20 protein-coding genes are annotated in these 20,482 nt (G+C 42.0%); 14 read left to right on the top strand and 6 right to left on the bottom strand.

Going from position 1 to position 20,482, the window contains the following annotated elements; translation table 11 throughout:
* Nucleotides 1–33 precede the first annotated feature (33 nt).
* Nucleotides 34–1,278, bottom strand: a complete 1,245-nt coding sequence (locus tag AC0L6H_RS10850) for an outer membrane beta-barrel protein (protein WP_473394310.1) — start codon at nt 1,276–1,278, stop codon at nt 34–36.
* A gap of 457 nt (nt 1,279–1,735) precedes the next feature.
* On the opposite strand from AC0L6H_RS10850, the gene AC0L6H_RS10845 reads away from it, so the two are divergent.
* From AC0L6H_RS10845 to AC0L6H_RS10805, 9 genes are all read left to right on the top strand, one after another.
* Nucleotides 1,736–2,884, top strand: a complete 1,149-nt coding sequence (locus tag AC0L6H_RS10845) for a Gfo/Idh/MocA family protein (RefSeq protein WP_473394309.1) — start codon at nt 1,736–1,738, stop codon at nt 2,882–2,884.
* 51 nt (nt 2,885–2,935) lie between these two features.
* Nucleotides 2,936–3,991, top strand: a complete 1,056-nt coding sequence (locus AC0L6H_RS10840; RefSeq protein ID WP_473394308.1) for a sugar phosphate isomerase/epimerase family protein — start codon at nt 2,936–2,938, stop codon at nt 3,989–3,991.
* Nucleotides 3,992–4,003: 12 nt separating this feature from the next.
* A complete protein-coding gene (locus tag AC0L6H_RS10835) occupies nt 4,004–5,224 on the top strand; it encodes an MFS transporter (RefSeq protein WP_473394307.1) in 1,221 nt (406 codons plus the stop codon).
* Nucleotides 5,225–5,234: 10 nt separating this feature from the next.
* Nucleotides 5,235–5,852, top strand: coding sequence for a gluconate 2-dehydrogenase subunit 3 family protein (locus AC0L6H_RS10830; protein ID WP_473394306.1), 618 nt, complete (start codon nt 5,235–5,237; stop codon nt 5,850–5,852).
* 14 nt (nt 5,853–5,866) lie between these two features.
* Complete coding sequence (locus tag AC0L6H_RS10825; RefSeq protein WP_473394305.1) at nt 5,867–7,600, top strand: GMC oxidoreductase; 1,734 nt, start codon at nt 5,867–5,869, stop codon at nt 7,598–7,600.
* Nucleotides 7,601–7,619: 19 nt separating this feature from the next.
* On the top strand, nt 7,620–8,285 hold the full coding sequence (locus tag AC0L6H_RS10820) for a sugar phosphate isomerase/epimerase family protein (protein WP_473394304.1): 666 nt from the start codon (nt 7,620–7,622) through the stop codon (nt 8,283–8,285).
* A 65-nt stretch (nt 8,286–8,350) separates the two neighbouring features.
* Nucleotides 8,351–8,503 carry a hypothetical protein gene (locus tag AC0L6H_RS10815; protein WP_473394303.1) on the top strand — a complete coding sequence of 51 codons (153 nt, stop codon included), beginning with the start codon at nt 8,351–8,353 and terminating at the stop codon, nt 8,501–8,503.
* Between the two features lie 14 nt (nt 8,504–8,517).
* Nucleotides 8,518–9,285, top strand: a complete 768-nt coding sequence (locus AC0L6H_RS10810) for a ThuA domain-containing protein (RefSeq protein WP_473394302.1) — start codon at nt 8,518–8,520, stop codon at nt 9,283–9,285.
* A gap of 240 nt (nt 9,286–9,525) precedes the next feature.
* A complete protein-coding gene (locus tag AC0L6H_RS10805) occupies nt 9,526–10,278 on the top strand; it encodes a helix-turn-helix domain-containing protein (RefSeq protein WP_473394300.1) in 753 nt (250 codons plus the stop codon).
* Here the strand turns inward: AC0L6H_RS10805 and AC0L6H_RS10800 are convergent.
* Nucleotides 10,275–11,174 carry a histone deacetylase family protein gene (locus AC0L6H_RS10800; RefSeq protein WP_473394299.1) on the bottom strand — a complete coding sequence of 300 codons (900 nt, stop codon included), beginning with the start codon at nt 11,172–11,174 and terminating at the stop codon, nt 10,275–10,277. The genes AC0L6H_RS10805 and AC0L6H_RS10800 overlap by 4 nt on opposite strands.
* 285 nt (nt 11,175–11,459) lie before the next feature.
* Between AC0L6H_RS10800 and AC0L6H_RS10795 the strand changes: the two genes are divergently transcribed.
* The 5 genes from AC0L6H_RS10795 to AC0L6H_RS10775 all read left to right on the top strand — a co-directional run bounded on the left by AC0L6H_RS10795 (nt 11,460) and on the right by AC0L6H_RS10775 (nt 15,962).
* Complete coding sequence (locus tag AC0L6H_RS10795) at nt 11,460–12,368, top strand: WYL domain-containing protein (protein ID WP_473394298.1); 909 nt, start codon at nt 11,460–11,462, stop codon at nt 12,366–12,368.
* Between the two features lie 87 nt (nt 12,369–12,455).
* Nucleotides 12,456–12,965 (top strand): TerB family tellurite resistance protein, encoded by a 510-nt coding sequence (locus tag AC0L6H_RS10790; RefSeq protein ID WP_473394296.1) that lies wholly within the window; start codon nt 12,456–12,458, stop codon nt 12,963–12,965.
* Nucleotides 12,966–13,169: 204 nt separating this feature from the next.
* The gene (udk, locus tag AC0L6H_RS10785) at nt 13,170–13,820 is read left to right on the top strand and encodes a uridine kinase (protein WP_473394295.1); all 651 of its coding nucleotides are present in this window, start codon (nt 13,170–13,172) and stop codon (nt 13,818–13,820) included.
* Nucleotides 13,813–15,036 (top strand): NupC/NupG family nucleoside CNT transporter, encoded by a 1,224-nt coding sequence (locus tag AC0L6H_RS10780; RefSeq protein WP_473394294.1) that lies wholly within the window; start codon nt 13,813–13,815, stop codon nt 15,034–15,036. The genes udk and AC0L6H_RS10780 overlap by 8 nt, the downstream gene beginning before the upstream one ends.
* An 86-nt stretch (nt 15,037–15,122) precedes the next feature.
* Nucleotides 15,123–15,962: an isopenicillin N synthase family dioxygenase gene (locus tag AC0L6H_RS10775; protein ID WP_473394292.1), complete on the top strand. Its 840-nt coding sequence runs from the start codon at nt 15,123–15,125 to the stop codon at nt 15,960–15,962.
* Between the two features lie 24 nt (nt 15,963–15,986).
* Here AC0L6H_RS10775 and AC0L6H_RS10770 read toward each other — a convergent pair whose 3' ends face one another.
* The 4 genes from AC0L6H_RS10770 to AC0L6H_RS10755 all read right to left on the bottom strand — a co-directional run bounded on the left by AC0L6H_RS10770 (nt 15,987) and on the right by AC0L6H_RS10755 (nt 20,318).
* A complete protein-coding gene (locus AC0L6H_RS10770; RefSeq protein ID WP_473394291.1) occupies nt 15,987–17,141 on the bottom strand; it encodes a tetratricopeptide repeat protein in 1,155 nt (384 codons plus the stop codon).
* A gap of 133 nt (nt 17,142–17,274) precedes the next feature.
* Nucleotides 17,275–17,952, bottom strand: coding sequence for a 3'-5' exonuclease (locus AC0L6H_RS10765; RefSeq protein WP_473394290.1), 678 nt, complete (start codon nt 17,950–17,952; stop codon nt 17,275–17,277).
* Nucleotides 17,952–19,784, bottom strand: coding sequence for a DUF294 nucleotidyltransferase-like domain-containing protein (locus AC0L6H_RS10760; RefSeq protein WP_473394288.1), 1,833 nt, complete (start codon nt 19,782–19,784; stop codon nt 17,952–17,954). The genes AC0L6H_RS10765 and AC0L6H_RS10760 overlap by 1 nt, the downstream gene beginning before the upstream one ends.
* A gap of 69 nt (nt 19,785–19,853) precedes the next feature.
* Nucleotides 19,854–20,318: a hypothetical protein gene (locus AC0L6H_RS10755; RefSeq protein WP_473394287.1), complete on the bottom strand. Its 465-nt coding sequence runs from the start codon at nt 20,316–20,318 to the stop codon at nt 19,854–19,856.
* Nucleotides 20,319–20,482 lie beyond the last annotated feature (164 nt).

Below are 20,482 nucleotides of genomic sequence, written 5' to 3'. Positions count from 1 at the left end.
AAATATTGCATGGGTTTACATCACATTGCCTTGTTATAAGGTAATAAGCGCATTAATAAATACTTGGTTGCGGTCAAAATCGATGAGGTCCCGATTACTATCACGCTCACTGTATCGATAAGCCACTTCAAAATTCAACCAACGTCTAAACTGATAGTACACTGCCGCATCAAACGAAATATTATCATCCGAACGGACACTAAAACCGTTTAGCAAATTACCCTCGTAGCGGTTGTTATTCACGTTAATTGACGCCTTAGAGCGCAGACGTTCTAACCATTCATGTCGCCACTCCAAGCTATGGGTGCGTCCAAGAATGAAATTCCCTTCGCCATTTGTTTCATCAGTGTCAGCGCCGGTCACTAATTCTAAAGAAGCATATTCTGTTGGCTCCCAGAGTACGCCTGCTTTCCAGTCGAAATCGCCAAAGTCTTCGCGCAAATCAGAATCAAAATCTTTTTGCTCATAACCTACTTTCACAAAGCCTGATGTTTTTGCGGTAGCTTCCCACTGCAAGCCTATTAAGTATTCTCTGATGGTAGAGTCAAGTGGATTTAAACTATTGATGTCATATTTGTAATCGACTTCACTTTGGCGAATATCAAAAGTGATATCGGTAGTAGCACCAATTCGATAAGTGAAAACACCACCTAAGCGTGATATTTGTCGATCTCGAGCGAGGTATCTTGGAGTACCTATGTCGTAATCGAGATCACGAAGGTTATAATTAATCTCGATGCTTCCATCAGAGTTAAACGCTCCGTATTTATAAAGAACGTCGAATTCGCTTTGTTTGTATTGGTCTGGCTCACTTAAATCACGGCCGCTACCTATTGAAAAACTAGAACCACGTTCATCATGACCATCTTCAAATTGAAGGGCGATTTGAAGGCGATTTCTAGCATCTAACTCGAGGTCCACATCGGCAATAAAAAAATGGTCAGTATAATTGTCATTTTCACTGCTAAAATAATCTTCATTGCGCAAACGATAGCCGAAGTTAACCTGATTAGCACCATAACTCGACTGCAGATTAAATTCAGGTGAAATCACACGTGACCAACTGTCAATTTGATTAACTGAAGTCTTGGTAAGGTTATCGTCGTAATGTAAGCCAATATCTATCGTTGGCGTAAAATCGAAACCACCAAAATCTAGACTACTTGCATCTTCAAATTGCTGCGACGCAGCATTGAACGAAAAAACATTTAGCGTTACCGCAACAGTTGCAATTAAAGTGCTTTTTGTTGCTATTATTTTTACATTTTTAATTGTCATCTTAGCTGCTGCTCTTTATCCCAAAGAAGTAAAAGTACTTCGGACTTTCTGTCCACGAATGAGTATACCTGATGCGGCCTGATATATAAATATATTAACTTTCGATTGGCGCTTTAGACTGTCAATACGCGACAAAGCTGAATGCATTGCTAAGTTGCCACCCGCATACACATAAAAGAGTAATTCACCACAGTCCATAACACAGATATATTAACATACGTATTTGTCTTATTTTTAACTCATTCAAAATAGGTAGAAAACAAGCTACAACAAAGGCTTTAGCATCTTAAAATGATGTTTTCGCGCCTAGAAAAGAAAGCCTTACTCGCCGAAAAAATCATAGTATCCACCGAATTTTTACTACCTTCATTTGTTACATGTTTGTTAATCTCGTTAACATATCTAGTTATCCCTTTTTTCCTGAAAAAAAGAAATGCCTACCAAAGTGAGAAACTAAATGATTAACAGAAAATTAAGAATGGGAATGATTGGTGGTGGAGACGGTGCATTTATTGGTAATGTGCATCGAATGGCCGCTAATCTAGACGGTCAGATTGAGCTCGTTTGTGGCGCGTTTAGTTCAGATCCCGACAAGAGCAAGCGTTCTGGAAGCAATTTGTTTTTACCCGACCACCGCTGTTACGGTAGCTATAAAGAAATGTTTGAAAAAGAACAAGCGCTTAGTAGTGACCAGCGCATGGATTTCGTGGCTATTGTCACACCCAACTTTTTACATTTCGACGCTAGCAAGATGGCTTTAGAACATGGTTTTCATGTCATATGTGACAAACCTGCAACTTTTGATTTGGCACAAGCTAAAGAACTTGCCAACATCGTCAATAAGAGTAAGTTAGTTTATGGACTCACCCATACTTACAATGGTTATCCTCTGGTTAAACAAGCACGCCACATGGTTGCACAAGGCGAGCTAGGCAAAGTTGTAAAAGTCGTTGCCCAGTATAGCCAAGGTTGGTTAGCCGCAAGTGCTGATACGAACAATAAACAAGCGGCTTGGAGGCTTGACCCTAAACAAGCGGGTATCAGTTGTTGCATGGGTGACATAGGCGTTCACGCTGCAAACTTAATGGAATACGTCAGCGGCCAAAAAATTACAGATTTGTGTGCTGATTTAACGGCAACAGTGGACGGTCGGCAACTTGACGATGACGGCACAGTGATAGTGAAGTTTGATCAAGGTGCAAAAGGCGTTTTGACCTCGAGCCAAATCGCCGTTGGCGACGAAAACGACTTAGCCATTAGCATTTATGGTGAAAAAGCCAGTTTGCGTTGGCGGCAACAAGAGCCCAATACACTTTACTTTGCCTTCAATGGTCAAGCTACACAAATGATGCGCACCGGAGTGGGTGAAATGTGCAATGAAGCGCAACTTGCCACGCGCACACCAGCGGGTCACCCTGAAGGATATTTAGAAGCTTTCGCCAATTTGTACACACGTTTTGCTCTACAAGTGAAAGCCCACCCAAACAAGCTTGACACTTTAGAGCCCATTCCGAGCATAGAAGAAGCAATACGGGGTATGGCCTTTATTGAAAATGCGGTAAATGCGAGCGCTTCTGATACCAAATGGCACAAGTTCAGTCTATAGACATCAACCATATGCGGCATATGGACCGATATAATTTAACAGGTAGATAAAATGAAAGAGATCAAAGGACCAGGAATTTTTTTAGCACAGTTTGCAGGCAATGATGCTCCGTTTAACAGTCTTGACAGCATTTGCAAATGGGCATCTGAACAAGGTTTCAAAGGCATCCAAATGCCTTCTTGGGATGAGCGTTTGTTTGATTTAGAACTCGCCGCCACTAGTCGTGATTACTGTCAAGAAGTGCAAGGCACTATGGCAAAATACGGACTAACTTTAACGGAGCTATCCACCCACTTACAGGGTCAATTAGTCGCTGTTCATCCTGCCTACGATAAACAGTTTGATGGCTTTGCTCCACAACACGTGCACAACAATCCAACTGCTCGCACCGATTGGGCTGTAAACCAAATGCATTTAGCAGCCAAAGCTAGCGCCAACTTTGGCCTTAAATCCCACGCCAGTTTTTCAGGCGCACTGTTATGGCAAACAATGTATCCATGGCCTCAGCGACCAGCTGGTTTGGTTGAATTAGGCTTCGAAGAACTTGGTAAACGCTGGTTGCCAATCCTAAACGCGTTTGACGAGGCCGATTGCGACGTATGTTATGAATTGCATCCTGGTGAAGATTTACATGATGGCGTTACCTTCGAACGCTTTCTTGATGTAACAAATCAACACCCAAGGGCCAATATTCTGTATGACCCAAGCCACTTTGTGCTTCAACAACTCGATTATCTCGCATTTATCGATATTTATCATGAACGTATAAAAGCCTTTCATGTCAAAGACGCTGAGTTTAATCCCTCTGGTCGCAGCGGCGTTTATGGCGGCTACCAAGCTTGGATAGACCGCCCAGGACGCTTCCGTTCTCTAGGTGATGGGCAAATCGATTTTAAGAGCATTTTCAGTAAGTTAACGCAGTATGATTTTGACGGCTGGGCGGTTATGGAATGGGAATGTTGTATTAAGCATCCTGAAAACGGGGCCAAAGAAGGCGCTATTTTCATTAACGACCATCTAATTAGACCAACAGATAAAGCTTTTGACGACTTCGCTGATGCCGGCGCAGATGATGAGCTCAATAAAGCCATACTTGGCTTAAAATAAGGAAGCACAATAATGACAACAAACGAACTTCCACATAAGCATGCCTCGAGAATATTTCTCCTTAGCTGTTTAGCCCTTATCGTAACAGCGATGACCTTTGCGATCCGCGCCGGCATTGTGCCTGAACTAGGTGCGCAATTTAACTTAACGAAGACCCAGCTAGGTTGGGTTATCGCAATGGCCTTTTGGGGCTTTCCAGCAGCAACCGTATTGGGCGGGTTCGCCTACAATGCATTTGGTGCGAAAAAGCTGCTGTGGGTTGCTTTTGTATGCCACACATTAGGGCTTATATTAACCATTACCGCGGGTAGCTTTGGCGGTTTATTGTTTTCTACTTTTCTTGTTGGTTTTGGTAACGGTGCCGTAGAAGCGGCTTGTAATCCACTAATATCCGAAATGTACAAAAACGATAAAACGACCATGTTGAACAAGTTTCATGTATGGTTTCCAGGCGGGATAGTTATTGGTGCCTTAGTTTCTGGCGGCATGAGTAGCATAGGCCTTACTTGGGAATACCAAATTGCAGTCATGCTGGTCCCTGCGGTAGTGTATGCAGCGATGTTAGTAAGTTGCGAATTTCCTGAACTCAATAAAGAAGTCAACACGACGTCAGGCAATATAAAAGCACTTTTTACACCTTTGTTTTTCTTTTTCTTCATTGTCATGACAATTACCGCGACAACAGAATTAGGCACACAAGGTTGGATAACTGAAATACTTGCCGCCTCGGGTGCACATCCAATGGTCATCCTTGCGCTAATAACAGGTATCATGGCGGTAGGCCGCTATTTTGCAGGCCCATTGGTACACAAACTGGACCCTGTTGGGGTGTTGTTTTGCTCAGCAGTACTTGCTTTTCTGGGGATCTTCTTACTTACGCAACTGTCAGGTTCCATGGTGTATGTTGCCGCGGTCTGCTTTGCCTTAGGCGTGACTTACTTTTGGCCAACTATGTTGGGATGTGTCGCTGAATACTTACCTAAAACCGGCGCGCTGGGTCTTTCATTAGTTGGCGGCGCAGGGATGGCTGGAGTAGCTATCTTCAATCCCATTATTGGTGGATGGGCCGATGCCGCAACAATTTATGCACAGGAACAAGGCGTCACAGGCGATGCACTTACCATGGTTTCAGGCCAAGCGATCTTAACAAATATCATGGTTTTCCCAATCGTGCTTATCGTACTTTTTGCTGCGCTTTATTTTTATATCAAAAAAACTCGTCAAGCAGAATAAGAGACTTTTTATGAAAAAACAAAATGATAGTCGTGACATGATAGGAAGGCGTGACTTTTTAAAGAAACTCTCCCTTATGATGGGAGGGAGCGCCGCAAGCATTGCTTTGGGCGCCTCTTCAATCAATCTAGCCTTGGCCTATACTCCAAAATCAGGTTCAGAGAAACGCGCTGGATTGCTTTTCTCACAAGCACAAATGATGACATTAAAACATGTCGTCGATATCATTTTGCCAGCAACTGACAGTCCAAGTGCCAGCCAATTGGATTGTCATGGTTTTATCGACCAACAACTCAAGATATGTTATTCCGAAGAGGAACAAGCGTCGTTCGTCAGCTGCATAGATTTTATAGATGGCTTTAGTGCGAAATTTAATAAAGCACACTTTTATGAGTTAACAGCCCAGCAGCAACTGAGCATGTTAAACGATATCGAAAATGATCCGCTCATTAATCTAGACAAAAAAGGTGAATTTGCGCGATTGAAGGCCTTGGTCGCATTTGCCTACTTCACCAGCGAAGTGGGCGCCTCAAAAGTGTTGCAGTATCAAGCGGTGCCCGGAGGCTTCAAAGGTTCGATTAAAATAGACGAAAACACGCCTGCTTATGGCTCGAGAGATTATTACTAAGTGCGGTAAACCTTATGAATGAAAAATTATATATAAACGATACCAAAGAAGAATTCGACGTTATCATCGTTGGCTCGGGCATCACGGGTGGTTGGGCTGCTAAAGAATTCTGTGAAAGAGGTTTCAAAACTCTCATGGTAGAACGTGGTCGAGTAGTTGAACATCGTAAAGACTATCCGACAGAAAACAAGCCACCTTGGACTTACCAAAATCGCACGAAAGTCGACAACCTACTGATTCAAGATCAATACAAAGTGCAATCAAAATGCTATGCCTTTAGCGAGGCAACTAAGCACTTTTTTGGAAACGATAAAGACTTGCCCTACTCCACTGAAGAGGGATCGGACTTTACTTGGATACGTAGTAACCAAATGGGCGGAAAATCTATTACTTGGCATCGCCAAGCCTATAGAATGAGTCCCTTTGATTTTGAAGCAAATAAAGCAGATGGCTATGGGAATGACTGGCCAATTCGTTATAAAGATCTTGAAAAATGGTATTCGAAAGTCGAAGTTCATGCTGGTATTTCTGGCAATAAAGATGATTTACCGCAGTTACCAAATAGCGAATTTCAGCCCCCGTTTGAGATGACCAAGCCTGAAATCGACATTCAAGCGACCTTAGCTGAACATTACCCTGACCGGCCTTTAATTATAGGCCGAGCCGCGCACCTGACAAAACCAACGCAGTACCATATTCAACAAGGTCGTATCACCTGCCAAGCACGTTCAGAATGCCAAAAAGGATGTTCATTTGGCGCCTACTTTTCAACCCAAAGCTCAACGCTGCCATCCGCAGCGGCTACGGGTAACTTGCACATCGCGCCAAATAGCGTAGTACATAGCCTAATTTATGATGAAAACAGTAAACAAGTTAAGGGCGTGAATGTCGTTGATAACGACACTTTAGGCACACGTGAATATCGTGCCAAAGTGGTCTTTTTATGTGCATCAACCTTAGGCTCAACTCAGATCCTACTGAATACTAAAACCAAAAGCTTTCCTAAAGGCTTAGCAAACTCTTCTGGCGTATTAGGCCACTATTTAATGGACCATTGTTATGGTGCAGGTGCTTCTGGTGAACTAGCCGGTTACGAAGATGAATATTACTCTGGCAGACGGCCCACTGGGATTTACGTCCCCAACTTTAGGTATACACCAAGCAAATATCATAAATCCTATGTGAGAGGTTACGCGTTAGGTGGTGGCTCGGGCAGAGGAGATTGGACAGGTGCGGCTTGGAAAAAAGGCTTTGGTGCTGATTTTAAAGCACAGTTGACAAAACCGGGGCCGTGGGGCTTTAGCTTTTACGCGCAAGGTGAAATGCTTCCTCGCTTTGACAATCAAGTTAGCTTGCATCCAACTAAAACTGATAAATGGGGCATCCCCCAATTACACTTCAATGTGAGCTGGTCTGACAATGAACGTAATATGATGGAAGATTGCGCCCAAACATGTGAAGAAATGATTCGTAAAGCTGGCGGAACCAACGTGAACAGTTGGGTCTCTGTAGACAATATTGCCCCTGGTGTTGCTATTCATGAAGTAGGCACCGCTAGAATGGGACGAGATCCAAAAGAATCTGTCTTAAATGGCTATAATCAGGCGCACGATATCAATAATTTGTTTGTCACTGACGGCAGTAGCTATTGCTCATCAGCTACCGTAAATCCGTCTTTAACATTTATGGCGTTAACCGCAAGAGCCGTTGATTATTGCGCCAAAGAAATGCAGCAAGGTCGCATTTAACTTGATGAAAGGGAGTAATATGAAAACAAAACTATTCATTGCAAGCGCTACTTTTGCCATCGCTTTGCTGTCAAGCACACATGCCGCTGCCCATGGCCATAAGTCTGAAGGCGTTAAGCACAACAAACACGAAATAGGTCTGCAACTATATAGTTTGCGCAATCAACTCTCTAAAGACACCAGCAAAGCTATTGCGCAAGTTGAAAAATGGGGGATTCGCGATGTAGAGGGAGGCGGCAATTTACATGGGAATAGCTTAAGGACGTTTAAAAAGATAATAGACGAGCATCACGTACAAATCGTAAGTGTAGACACAAGTATTGAAGAAATACGAGATAACCCGATGGGCGCGGTGTTTAAAGCCCATTATTTTGGAGCTAAGTATGCCACTATTTATTGGGTAGGTCATGATGGCGAAAAAGGCTTTACTATCGACGATGCCAAAATGGCGGTTGAGGTCTTTAATCGAGGCGGCGAAATACTCGCAAAACACGGCATTACTTTACAATACCATCCTCATGGATACGAATTAACACCTTATAAAGATGGAACGTTGCTTGACTATATTATTCAAAACACCAAAGAAGCCCAGTTCCAAATGGACGTATTTTGGATTAAACAAGGCGGTGGCAGCCCCGTTGATATTTTGAAAAATACGCTGGAAGATTTACCTCTCTTCATTTAAAAGACCGCTTAAAAGGAACTGAAAATACCACAAACGGAAGCGCCGATATTGATAAAACAAACGTCGTGTTAGGTACAGGAGATGTGGGTATTAGTGATGTGATAAAAGAAGCTAAAAAGCAAGGTATCAAATACTTCTTTATAGAAGATGAATCCTCGCGCGTTTTGCAACAAGTTCCTAAGAGTATTGAGTATATTACCCCCCTAATTAATGATTAAAATAAGGTTTTAACATGAACAAAGGTCACCGTAATTTAATTATATTACTGATGTTGCTATTAGGTAGCACGAGCGTTTTTGCGAAACAATTTAACGTATTGTTATTCACCAAAACCGATGGCTTTCATCACGAATCTATACATGATGCAGTCACGGCAATGCGCACCTTATCACAGCGCCACGACTTTGGTTTACAATGGCATGAAGATGCGAACCGCTTCAACGATAACTTTTTAAAGAAATTTGATGCTATCGTGCTTATAAATACTACTGGCAATGTATTTAACGAAGAGCAACAGGCTGCATTTGAACGCTTTATTCAATCAGGAAAAGGCTTTGTGGGCGTTCATGCGGCATCAGATACCGAGTATGACTGGGAATGGTACGGCAAGTTAGTTGGTCATTACTTTAAAATTCATCCTAAAATTCAAACCGCTATGCTCGACAAAATAGACAATAAATTCCCAGGCATGCAAGGCTTTAATCAGCGCCAATTGTGGACCGACGAATTTTATGACTTTAAGCCCGCCAATGTGGATTCACTCAATTACTTGCTAAGCATTGATGAGAGTAGCTATAGCGCAAAGGCTGATTGGGGTAAGGTAAAATCAGAAGGAATGGGCGATTTCCATCCTCTTGCTTGGTATCACGAATATGATGGTGGGCGTTCATTTTATACTGCATTAGGCCATTTACCCGGTGTTTATAGCGACGTTAAATTTTTGGAGCATCTCTATGGTGGAATTTACTGGACAGCAACGGGCAAAGGGATCCAAGACTAGTATAGGCAAGCAGCAAATACTCGCCCAGACTGTAAAGCCCACTACCATATCGTTGGGTTCAGCAGCTAGTTTTGCGAAGCCTTCGCTCGACTCAGCGCTTTGTGTAACATGCGTGGTGCTTTGCTCTGTCATTATACTGATGACACAATCAATTTCGTTCATTTGAATTCAGTTGCTAGTATTACTTTTTCGGCGTATCTTTATTTTAGAGTAGAAGCAAGATAGAGGCGCTAAATTAGCATGCCCCCAGAAGAACAGTTAGATCTACAAAGTCTTATTACACATATTAGTCTTTCTGAAATTGTAAAAATGTTTGATTTGCTACCAAATACTCTTTTTTGGATAAAAGATAAGGAAAGCCGATTTATCCACGCAAATGTCAACTTTATTGAGCATATAGGGGTAAAAAGCCTTGAACAAATGTTGGGTAAAAGTGACTTAGCTTTTTCTCCAAAACATCTAGCGCGGCAATATATGATAGACGATCAAAAAGTGATGCAAGGCCAAAGTATAACGAATCGCTTGGAGCTCAATATGCTGAAAGGAGGCGGATATGGCTGGTTTGCAACATCAAAGAGACCCTTTCATGACGAACAAGGCGAAATAAAAGGCTCCTACGGCTTCACCCAGTATTTAGATGAAACCTCTACCCTGCTCTCAAACATAAATGAAATAAAAACACCGGTTAAGTACATTAGAGAAAATTATGGGCGTGAAATTACGATTGAAAAACTTGCCAGTATCAGTTTTTTGTCAGTGAGTGCACTTGAACGACGATTCAAAAAGCAACTTTCTAAAACGCCCAAGCAATTCATCAATCAAGTTCGACTTGAAAACGCACGAAGACTAATAATGGAAACCGATTCACCTATCGCAGATATCGCAGATGCCTGCGGCTTTCGTGAACATAGTTATTTTAGCAAGCAATTTAAAACGATGTTTGAAGTGCAGCCATCTCAGCTTAGGCAGCAAACTAAAAAAGAAGAGAATTAAGCAATCACGCCCGCAGCTCGATAAAGTTGAACATGAACCTTCACCAAATCATCAATATTTCGTTGGTAGCCTCCGCCAATGACGGCTGCAACGGGAACGCCATAACGCTTACAAGTATCAAACACAAGTTTGTCACGCTGGTATACTCCTTGGGTACTAATATCCAAATAGCCCAAATCGTCTGATTCATGAATATCTACGCCAGCGTCGTAAATCACAAAATCAGGAACACTGCTATTTAGCGCTAAGTGAAGCGCACAATCAACATTATGCAAATATTCGTCGTCACGCATCCTGTTGCTCAGGCCAAAATCCAGGTCGGATTGCTGTTTTCTGGCCGGGAAATTTTTCTCGCAATGCAGTGAAACAGTGTATATCTGATCATTGCCTTGCGCTAAAGCGGCTGTCCCATCACCTTGATGAACGTCACAATCAAATATTAATACCTTATCAATATTTGGTTTATCTAAGGCCATTGTTGCACTTAACATGATATCGTTGAACACACAAAAACCAGAACCAAAGTCTTTAAAGGCATGATGATAACCACCCGTTAGATTTAATGCGACCCCATGTTCAAGGGCTAATTGCGAGGTCAGTACTGTTCCGCCAACAGCGTGCAGTGTGCGCTTCACAAATTGTGATGACCAAGGCATTCCAATGCGTCTAATCGCTTTATCTGACATCCGTCCGCTTACAAAGCTCTGCACGTAGTTGGCATCGTGAATGCGTTCTAAATGCTTAGTATCAATACCTTCTGGTTGGATAAAAGCCTGCTCGTTAAGCCCTTGCCCGAGCAAAGCATCTTTGATCCCTTGGTATTTTTGAATAGGGAAACGATGTCGTTTAGGTAAATCCAATTGGCTATAAATAGGATGGAAGATAAGCGGTATCATCTGAGCTTAGGTATTGATTTAGTTTAGTGGATAATGTTACTACAGAAAAATAAGCCAAATGGCTTTAATAAAGATTATTTTTCCATTCTTAGCTAGGGCCTGTTGATCTTTTCTGTATGATTTTGCAGCAGTCTGTGTGAAGTTTATACAATGAAGGACAGTTGATCGCAAAAGCTATCATCAATTTGATTGCAAGTTTATATTTTTGATTCTATACTCTGTATATAAACACAGTGGTTATACTGTAACTGTAACTGTAGCTACAATACAAAGGGTGTTCCTTACATGCAACTTAGCGCCGCTTATCAACATTCCAGTGAATTTGTCGAAAGCCTATCTCTCGCCCAGCGTGAACGACTTGCCTTTATCGACTTTAACCTACAGTTCTTTTCTAAGATTTCACGAAGCGACCTAATCAATCGCTTCAAGACGGGTTTAGCTGCGAGCACTCGTGACTTTGCTGCCTATAGAGAAATCGCACAAGCCAATTTAAAGCTAGACCATTCTACAAAGCAATATTGGCGAACTAGTAATTTCGAACCCATCTTTCAATTCTCTGCTGATGCGATTCTACACTCTGTAAGCAAGGGCTTTAGTGACGGTGTTACCGCTGCGGTTCAGCCTTCAGCGCATTGCTTTGAGGCCACTCAACTGATTCATCCTAATATCCATATTATTGCCGCCTTAATGCGCGCTATTCATAATCAACTAGCATGCAATGTGGGTTATGTGTCGATTAGTTCGGGCGAAAGTAAGCGTACTATCGTTCCTCACGCCATTATCAACAATGGACATCGTTGGCACGTACGCGCGTTTGATGAAAAATCAGGGACTTTTCGTGATTTTGTATGCACTCGTTTTACGCAGGTAACAACCAGTGAAGTTGCAGCCTCATCAGGACAATTTTCAAAAGATGACGAACAGTTTAACCGAATGGTTAGCTTGGTCCTTATGGTACATCCGGAAATTAAAAATATTCAAGCTATTGAGATGGACTATGCCATGCAAAATGGTGAAAAATTAATGCAAGTCAGAGCTGCGTTAGCGGCCTATATTCTTAGGCACTGGCAAGTAGACTGCTCGTTTGAACATCGTATTTTAAATCAAGGTTGCCAACTCGCGCTAAAAAACCATGAGGTACTAGCGAGTATTGAAAACCCGCAGTTAGCGCCCGGGTTTACGCCGCGAAAGTGAACCTTTTAGGCACAAAATAGTCTATAAGAACTGTGCGCGAGCATAAGATAATTTTGGATAGGGCTTAGTTTTAATGAGGTAGAGTCAATGCATAGTAATTTATCAAGCAGTAACGGTAACAAAAACGGGCAACAAACAGTCATAGTAGATGCCCTTTCATTAAATAAGTTACAAGGAAGTGAAATGCCCAATATTGAAGAGCAAAAAGCAACAACAAGTTTGCACGATGCAAGCGCCCAACAAGCTTTCAATGAAGCACTCATTAAATTATTAGTACTCTTATATCAAATAGACGGCAAAGTTACCTTAACCGAACAAGACCTATTTGACGATATACTCGCGCAATTGGACTGGCATAGTGGCGTGTCTATTTCAGCTTTCGTAAATGACGCCATCCATCAAGCACGCATAGCGATTGATCACCAGCGCGCCCGCGAATTTTTGTTTGCACTCGCCAATGGCTTAAACCACGACCCGGCAAGGGCACTTGAGCTTGCAATGGATATCACCGAAGTCGATGGCCGGCGAAGCGAAGATGAACTGGAACTTTTAGGCTTGTTATCAAACAGAGTTTTAGCGAAGGGATTCATCGCCTAGGCTTGAAAGTATAAGCGTGCGAACAGCTTCAACTAAGAGTCTTAAATCTTTGAAAACTAATCCACTAAGTGCCTAGCGCAATGTTTTTGTTGCACGCTTTGTGTGCGATAGTGAGTAATAAATGTTTTTTACTTTGTATTATGCCTAGTTTGTCCTTAAAATAGCTGGCTTTCGTAGGCCGCAAAAGACGACTTAGTATAAATTATGCAAACCAATAAAAAACCAATCATACTTGCTATTTCTGGGGCCTCAGGATCAGGTAAATCGCTTTTCACACAAAACTTGAGGCTTACTCTCGAAAAACATCAACAAGCTGTTTTAGTATTGCAAGAAGACCACTATTATAAATCTCAAGACCATTTGTCGATGGAGCAGCGCGTAGTTACTAATTACGACCACCCCGATGCATTTGAGCATGACTTACTATCTCAGCACCTCCATGCACTAAGTGCGGGTAAAACAATTGATTACCCGAGTTATTGTTACAAAACACATACTCGACTAAAAAAAGGGCAGAAAGTTAAAGCGGCACCTATCATCATTATTGAAGGTATTATGCTACTTACCCAAATTCAATTGTTTGATCACTTCGATTTTAAGGTTTTTGTAGACACCCCGTTAGATGTTTGTTTGATGCGCAGAATGTTAAGAGATACACAAGAACGCGGGCGTTCTTTGGCGTCGGTGGCAACACAGTACGAAAAGACCGTTAAACCCATGTATCACAAATTTATTCGGCCAAGCAAAAATTTTGCAGACTTGATTGTGCCTCATGGTGGCGAAAACTACTTAGCAGTAGATGTGTTAAGTGCTTATTTGTTAAAACAACAAAATGGAAACACACTTAATGATTAGTTTTTTAGGGATAATTTTTATATTTGCAGTAGGCTTTGCGTTAAGCAACGCCAGAAAAAGCATCAATTGGCGCACAGTTGGTGGTGCTTTTGCTTTGCAAGCATTAATAGGCGGATTTGTTCTATATACGGGCTTTGGTGTAGAGTTGCTCAATGGCTTAACCAGTTTTGTACAGAATATAATCGATTACAGTAAAGCTGGTACAAGCTTTTTGTTTGGTCCTTTGAGTGACCTATCGAAAGCCGAAAACATAGGATTCATATTCGCTTTCCAAGTTTTGCCAGTCATTATTTTCTTCTCTTCGCTTATATCCGTCTTATATCATATTGGCCTTATGAGGATAATCATTGCGATCATCGGCGGTGGGCTTAAAAAACTACTCGGCACCAGTAGTCCTGAATCTATGTCAGCTTCGGCGAATATATTTGTTGGCCAAACTGAAGCACCACTTGTCGTAAAACCATTCATTCCTAACATGACACGCTCTGAACTGTTTGCTCTTATGGTCGGTGGATTAGCGTCAGTAGCGGGTTCTATCATGGCAGGTTATGCTAGTTTAGGCATTGAACTAAAATACCTTATTGCAGCAAGTTTCATGGCAGCCCCTGCGGGTCTGATGATGGCAAAAATACTAGAGCCTGAATTAGCTACCCCAAACGAAACTCTCAGCGAAGAAGAAAGCGAGGCACAAAAATACGCCAATGTGTTTGACGCTGCTGCCAGTGGTGCCTCTTCAGGTCTAAAACTGGCCGTAAACGTAGGTGCTATGTTGCTTGCTTTCATCGCACTCATTGCGATGTTAAATGGCATGATTGGCTATTTTGGCAATTTGGTTGGTGCAGAGAATTTAACACTACAAGTTATCTTAGGATATTTGTTTCAACCCATCGCCTGGCTTATTGGTGTGCCTTGGGCAGAAGCGAATTTGGCGGGCAGTTTCATTGGCCAAAAAGTGGTCGTCAATGAATTCGTAGCCTATTTAGATTTTATTAATTACAAAGAACAATTATCAGTCTCCTCACAGGCAATTATTACTTTTGCTTTGTGTGGATTTGCAAACTTATCGTCTATCGCTATTTTGATGGGCGGTATTGGTGCGATGGCCCCTAAACGTAGGCCAGAAATCGCCCGACTTGGCCTCAAGGCCGTGTTAGCCGCAACCTTGGCTAACCTAATGAGTGCTGCGCTAGCCGGCATCTTCTTGTCACTAGCCTGACTTTGCGCTGTGATGGGCACATGCCCGCACACGCATGACATGACAAGAGCCTTTCTTGAAAAAGAACAAGTGAAAAAGAGACAAATATGAAACTACAAGCCGTTGATTTTAAATCACCTACTGCCGCCAAAGATTTTGTCGAATCGTTAAGACAAACTGGATTTGGGGTATTGAAAAACCACCCCATTGCGCAACAACAAGTTAGCAGTATTTATGAAAATTGGCATCGCTTTTTTAATTCTGAAGAAAAAAATAATTATGTCTACAACAAAGGCACACAAGATGGCTTTTTTCCACAATCTGTGTCAGAAGTAGCTAAAGGCTTTAAGAAAAAAGATATCAAAGAGTATTATCATTATTATCCTTGGGGACAATGCCCGCCGGCGCTCAAATCCGAGATTGATGCTTATTATTCAAGTACCTTAACACTGGCACAAGAGCTATTGAACTGGATTGAGCAAGAGTCGCCAGACGAAGTCAGTCGGCACTTCCGCGAACCGCTATCAAGCATGATTGAACAAAGTAGCCAAACTCTATTACGTATTTTGCATTATCCTCCTTTAGCGGGTGACGAAGAGCCTGACGCTATCCGTGCTGCTGCGCACGAAGATATTAATCTTATTACTATCTTGCCGGCAGCAAATGAACCCGGTTTGCAAGTGAAAGCAAAGGATGGAAGTTGGTTAGACGTGCCTAGTGACTTTGGTAACTTAATTGTAAATATAGGCGACATGTTGCAAGAAGCTTCTGGACATTATTTTCCATCTACCACCCACAGAGTGGTAAACCCGGAAGGCGCTGACACATCCAAAGCGCGTATTTCGTTACCACTGTTTTTGCATCCAAGACCCGATGTCGTGTTATCAGACAAGTATACTGCTGGTACCTACCTAACAGAGCGCCTACGTGAGCTAGGCGTAGTATAATAGTGTACGAGGCATGCGTCGCATTTATCGACTAGCAATTAAGGTTGATAGCTTCGACGCATAGCGCTCACCTAGCTCCTTGGTTGATGCGCGTTTTTTGGCGTTTTTAAGGTAGCGCTGCGCATTTTCAATATCGCCTTGTGCAAAATATATTTTAGCTAAACTAAAATGAAACTCATGAGGTTTATGATTTAATAATATTGCGCGTTTGTAGTGTTCAATAGCATTTGCATACTCTAAGCTTTCTGCTGCAATATCGCCCAAGACCTTATGATAGTATGGATTCTTTTGGCGCTGCTTGTGCAAACGTTTTAACAACTGGGTAGACTTGTTCGGCTTTCCTTGACGCTTGTACAGGAAGGCTAGATTTTCGTAGGCTGACGCAAAGTCTGGCTTGACGAAAAGCGCCATCGCATAAAACTCTTCGGCCTTTTCAAGACGCCCTTGCTGCGAAAACAAAACGCCTAAATTTGACCACGCTCCTTCATTGTTTGGATCCTCTAAAACCGCTGCTTTCAAATAAGCATACGCAAATCCCGGATTACCATTGATAATATAATCAGCTCCCTTATTAGCGTAAAACAATGACACTATTTCTGATTTATTCAGTTCGTTAGATGTAAATTGACGCATGCCTTGTTGAGGATCAAAGTCAACCACTATTGGGGGACTCGTTAAAAGTTGACGATTTACGATATGCTCTTTTACTGCTAAATTGATATGTCGATTAATCAGTGTATTACCTTCCCGGCGCGTCCAAAACTCAGGAATAGCAACGTCTTGAAAAGCGGTCCGCATACCTAAATGCTCGGCCATTGAGTAAGTCATTATGGTGAGCGATAAACAATTTGCTGCACCCAGTTTAAAGGTTTCTCGGGCAGTGGTGTTTGCACTTTCGCTATAAACTACAGACAATGCGTTACGGTCAAATATGGCATTGGCAAGCGCTGTTATCTTAGCTTGGTTAGTTATGTTGCCGCGGGTGCTTTTTTCAACAAAGGCAATCATCTCTTCATCAATTGCAAATATTTCTTCAGCGCTTTCTATTTTCACTTCAGTAGATGTAGGAAACTCAGAGTCCAATAGAGATGGCATCTTATTTTTGCTTAGATAGGTGCTGTTGCAAGCACTGAGTGCAAGTGAAAAAACTAAAATTAAATAAAGTTTAGTATTGTGCATCGTCATGCTCCTTTCAAAATAAAGGGCTACTGCAACATGCTAAACATATACTTCAGGAAGGTTTAATAAGGCTGTACTATACAGTCACGCATGCCGTCAGTGTTCTTCTTACCATAAACCAATCTGCTCGTTTTCACAACTTATAGGTTTTAATCGCCCGGGTATGAGACAAATCATAGAGACTGACTTTCGCGCTTTTATCGAGTTGATGAAGTTGCGCATAGAGTAAGGTTAAGGTTGCCAGCGCATCGTCTAAGGCATTGTGTTCTGGCGCATCACTCAATCCATAATAAGATCTTGCATTGCCTAGGGTAACGCCACCTCCAGGTACGAAACCGTGCGCTTTCTCCAGAACATAGACTTGCATCAGCATAGTATCAATTGTTGACACCGTTAATGGTTCGTATCCCAATAATGCAGACACTCGCTGAAGCATTCTCATATCGAGTACAGCATTGTGAAATACCCATATGTGTGAATGGGCGTACTGACGAAGTTCTTCAAGCTTGTCGCGAATATGAGAGCCTTGGGCAATGTCTTTAGCACATAAGCCATGGATGACCGGACTTTGATTTAAGTCACCTCTTGCTCGCACTACATCATATTGAGCGCTGGCTAAATCTACATCAAACATTTTGCCTTTTACCCAACCGATAGAGGTAATTTTTGCGGTCTCTGCATCCAAACTAGTGAGTTCTAAGTCGATTGAAATTAAAGGGAGCTCGCTGTGAGAGCAATGCAGAAATGCTTCATTTATGGGGTAGCGCCCCCATAAAATCCTAGCCACTTGTGAACGAAGATAGGAAAACACTAGCCAATGCCTCCAGAGAATTTCAATACAACCGCTTGCTGCGCTCGATGGATGGCCTGAAACGCAGCTTTTAGCTGATGGCGCTCGATTGATGACAAGTCACTAATGCGCACATAATTATCATCAACATTATTGCTTAGTTGATGTCGCCAACGTAAACGATTCATCAATATCCAAATATCTTTTAGGTTTTGACGATCTTTGGGTGACAGTCCTGAACTAGCTGGAAGGTTGTTTAGTCTAGCGACGGTGTTTGCCAAACTCACGCCACTGGCCAGTGCATACAAGCGCACGATATTATTGATAATAAGCACCGCCGACTTCTTAATATCGATACTTTCTTTATGGCTTTGCCCTTTTGCATAAACAAACTTTTGGAACATAGATAAGGGCACACTCACCTCGTTTGCACTACGCGCAAGTGCAGCCAAAAATATTGATTTTTGAAACAATGGCTTACGTGTTTGGTGCAGTTGTTCAAGGAGACGAGAATCACCTGCAACCGCCCTTACATCAAGGTATATATTAAAATCTAGGATGGCTTGACTCGTCGGGTTTGATGCCCAACGCGCAGATTCTTTTTGATAAGCGTCAAGTGATAATCTTAATTTAGGGTTGCTGGCCATTATATTGCCTTCACATAGCCGAATGCCGCATTTACCCAGACCTTTACAAACAAAGTTTGCCAAGGCTTCAAAATACGCATCTTGCTCTGGTGTAGGTTCATTGGCAAGTAGTAAGGCGTTGTCTTGATCAGAACCCATGGTTTGATCTTCTCGCGCTTGTGAACCAAAAACTAACCAACAAAAGTACATTGGCGCTTTGCCATGCTCTTCTTGAAAAAAGTAGATGAGTTTTCGGGTCATTATATCAGTTGCTTGGGCGAGAATTTTACCTGCAATGTCAAAATCCCCAGCACGTTTGGCGTTACTCATAATGTACTGTGGTACTTGCTTAGCCCGGCTGGCGAGCTCGTCAATATTTGTCGATTTTGACAAATCACTAATAACAAATACGACATTGGTGCGTTGCTGTCGTGATATATCAGTATTGGTAATCATGCCAAACGGCTTGCCTGTGCGTGCATCAATAATGGGCAAATGATTGATACCGTATTCGTTCATTTTACAAATAGCGTCAAAAATAGTCTTGTTTTTTGTTAAAAAGACCGGAGCAATAGTCATAATTAGCGCTACTGGCTCAGCGGTATTAAACCCCGCTGCGACGACCCTTTTGCGTAAATCACGGTCGGTAACAATACCTTTTAGTTCGCCATTTTGCATTACCAATACCGATGAAACTCTATGCTCAGTCATAAGTTCAGCAGCAGCTTGAACGCTTGTTGTTGGTTCAACACAAACGGGACTATTTTGTACAACTTCAAACAGCGGCTTGTATAACCACATTGAATTGGTATCAGTGACCGCTTTGTTTTGTAGGGAGTTGGCTTTTATTGCTTCAAAAAATTCTTTAAATTTTGCTTGCTTCATTGCCGTATTAAAGAAAGACGCGGGAATACAAAGCACAATACCTGGGCTATCAACAACTACGCTTATACCGTAGTCTACTGAATCTAATAAACTTGGAAAGCCAAAATAATCACCGTCACTGAGGTGATTAATTGGTCCTGCGCTATCTTTAATAGCGAATTGGCCATTTTGAATTAAGTATAGAGAGTGTGAATGTTCATCTAACAGCGCTTGACTATTTTCTTGGGTCAAATAAATGAGATGGCTCGATTGCGCGATATCTTCAAGCAACTCTTTTTTAAGCTCGTCAAACGGGCTATGTTGGCTTAAAAACTCAATGATTTGTTGTACCACTGCAGCCATAATAATTCCTTATTTATTTGTCACTACATAGATTAATTCAAATACCCCAGCGCAGCTGCTTATTTACAATTATGCACCCTTAGTTGTGCTGTAAAACTCGGCAACATACTGCCCGCCTTTAACCGTCGCAATGAAACGTACTTTTTGCTGACTTCCTGCGCTCAAGCTTTCGATAGGCGTTTTTTGGTACCAGTAATAAGGGCTGTCCTTCATACCCATACGATAAGCACTTGCATTGTCGTTTTTGTCGACTAAGAATAATGTCGCAGTGTCGAGTGGAAAAGTTGCGTTTAAGGTCGTCAGTCCATTCTCTTGATAGACGCTAATTTTAAATTCACCCGACACCAGTACACATTGCTCATTTTTAATATCGCAATTTGGTGACTCAGGCGTCATTTCATAGAAACGCGCTTCCATAGCTTTATTTTCTACCCATAAATCAGAAGCACCAAAACCCAAGATCATTAATATGGGCGCAACGAAAATTGCGATTTTGGTATGTCGATTAAGTTTATTGAATGATTTAAACAGCATGAAATTGACCTATTCTTTTATTATGAATTAACACTTTATAGTATTAACTTTTTGACCACTAAAGATAAGCGATATTATTGAGAATCTTAAATTAAAAAGACCTCCTAATGAAAGGAGGCCTTTTTTAGTGAAGCCTTAAAGAGGTCTGTTGATATCTCATCGCA

This window comes from Glaciecola sp. G7-5, assembly GCF_055808975.1.
This window is presented reverse-complemented; position numbering and strand designations above follow the sequence as displayed.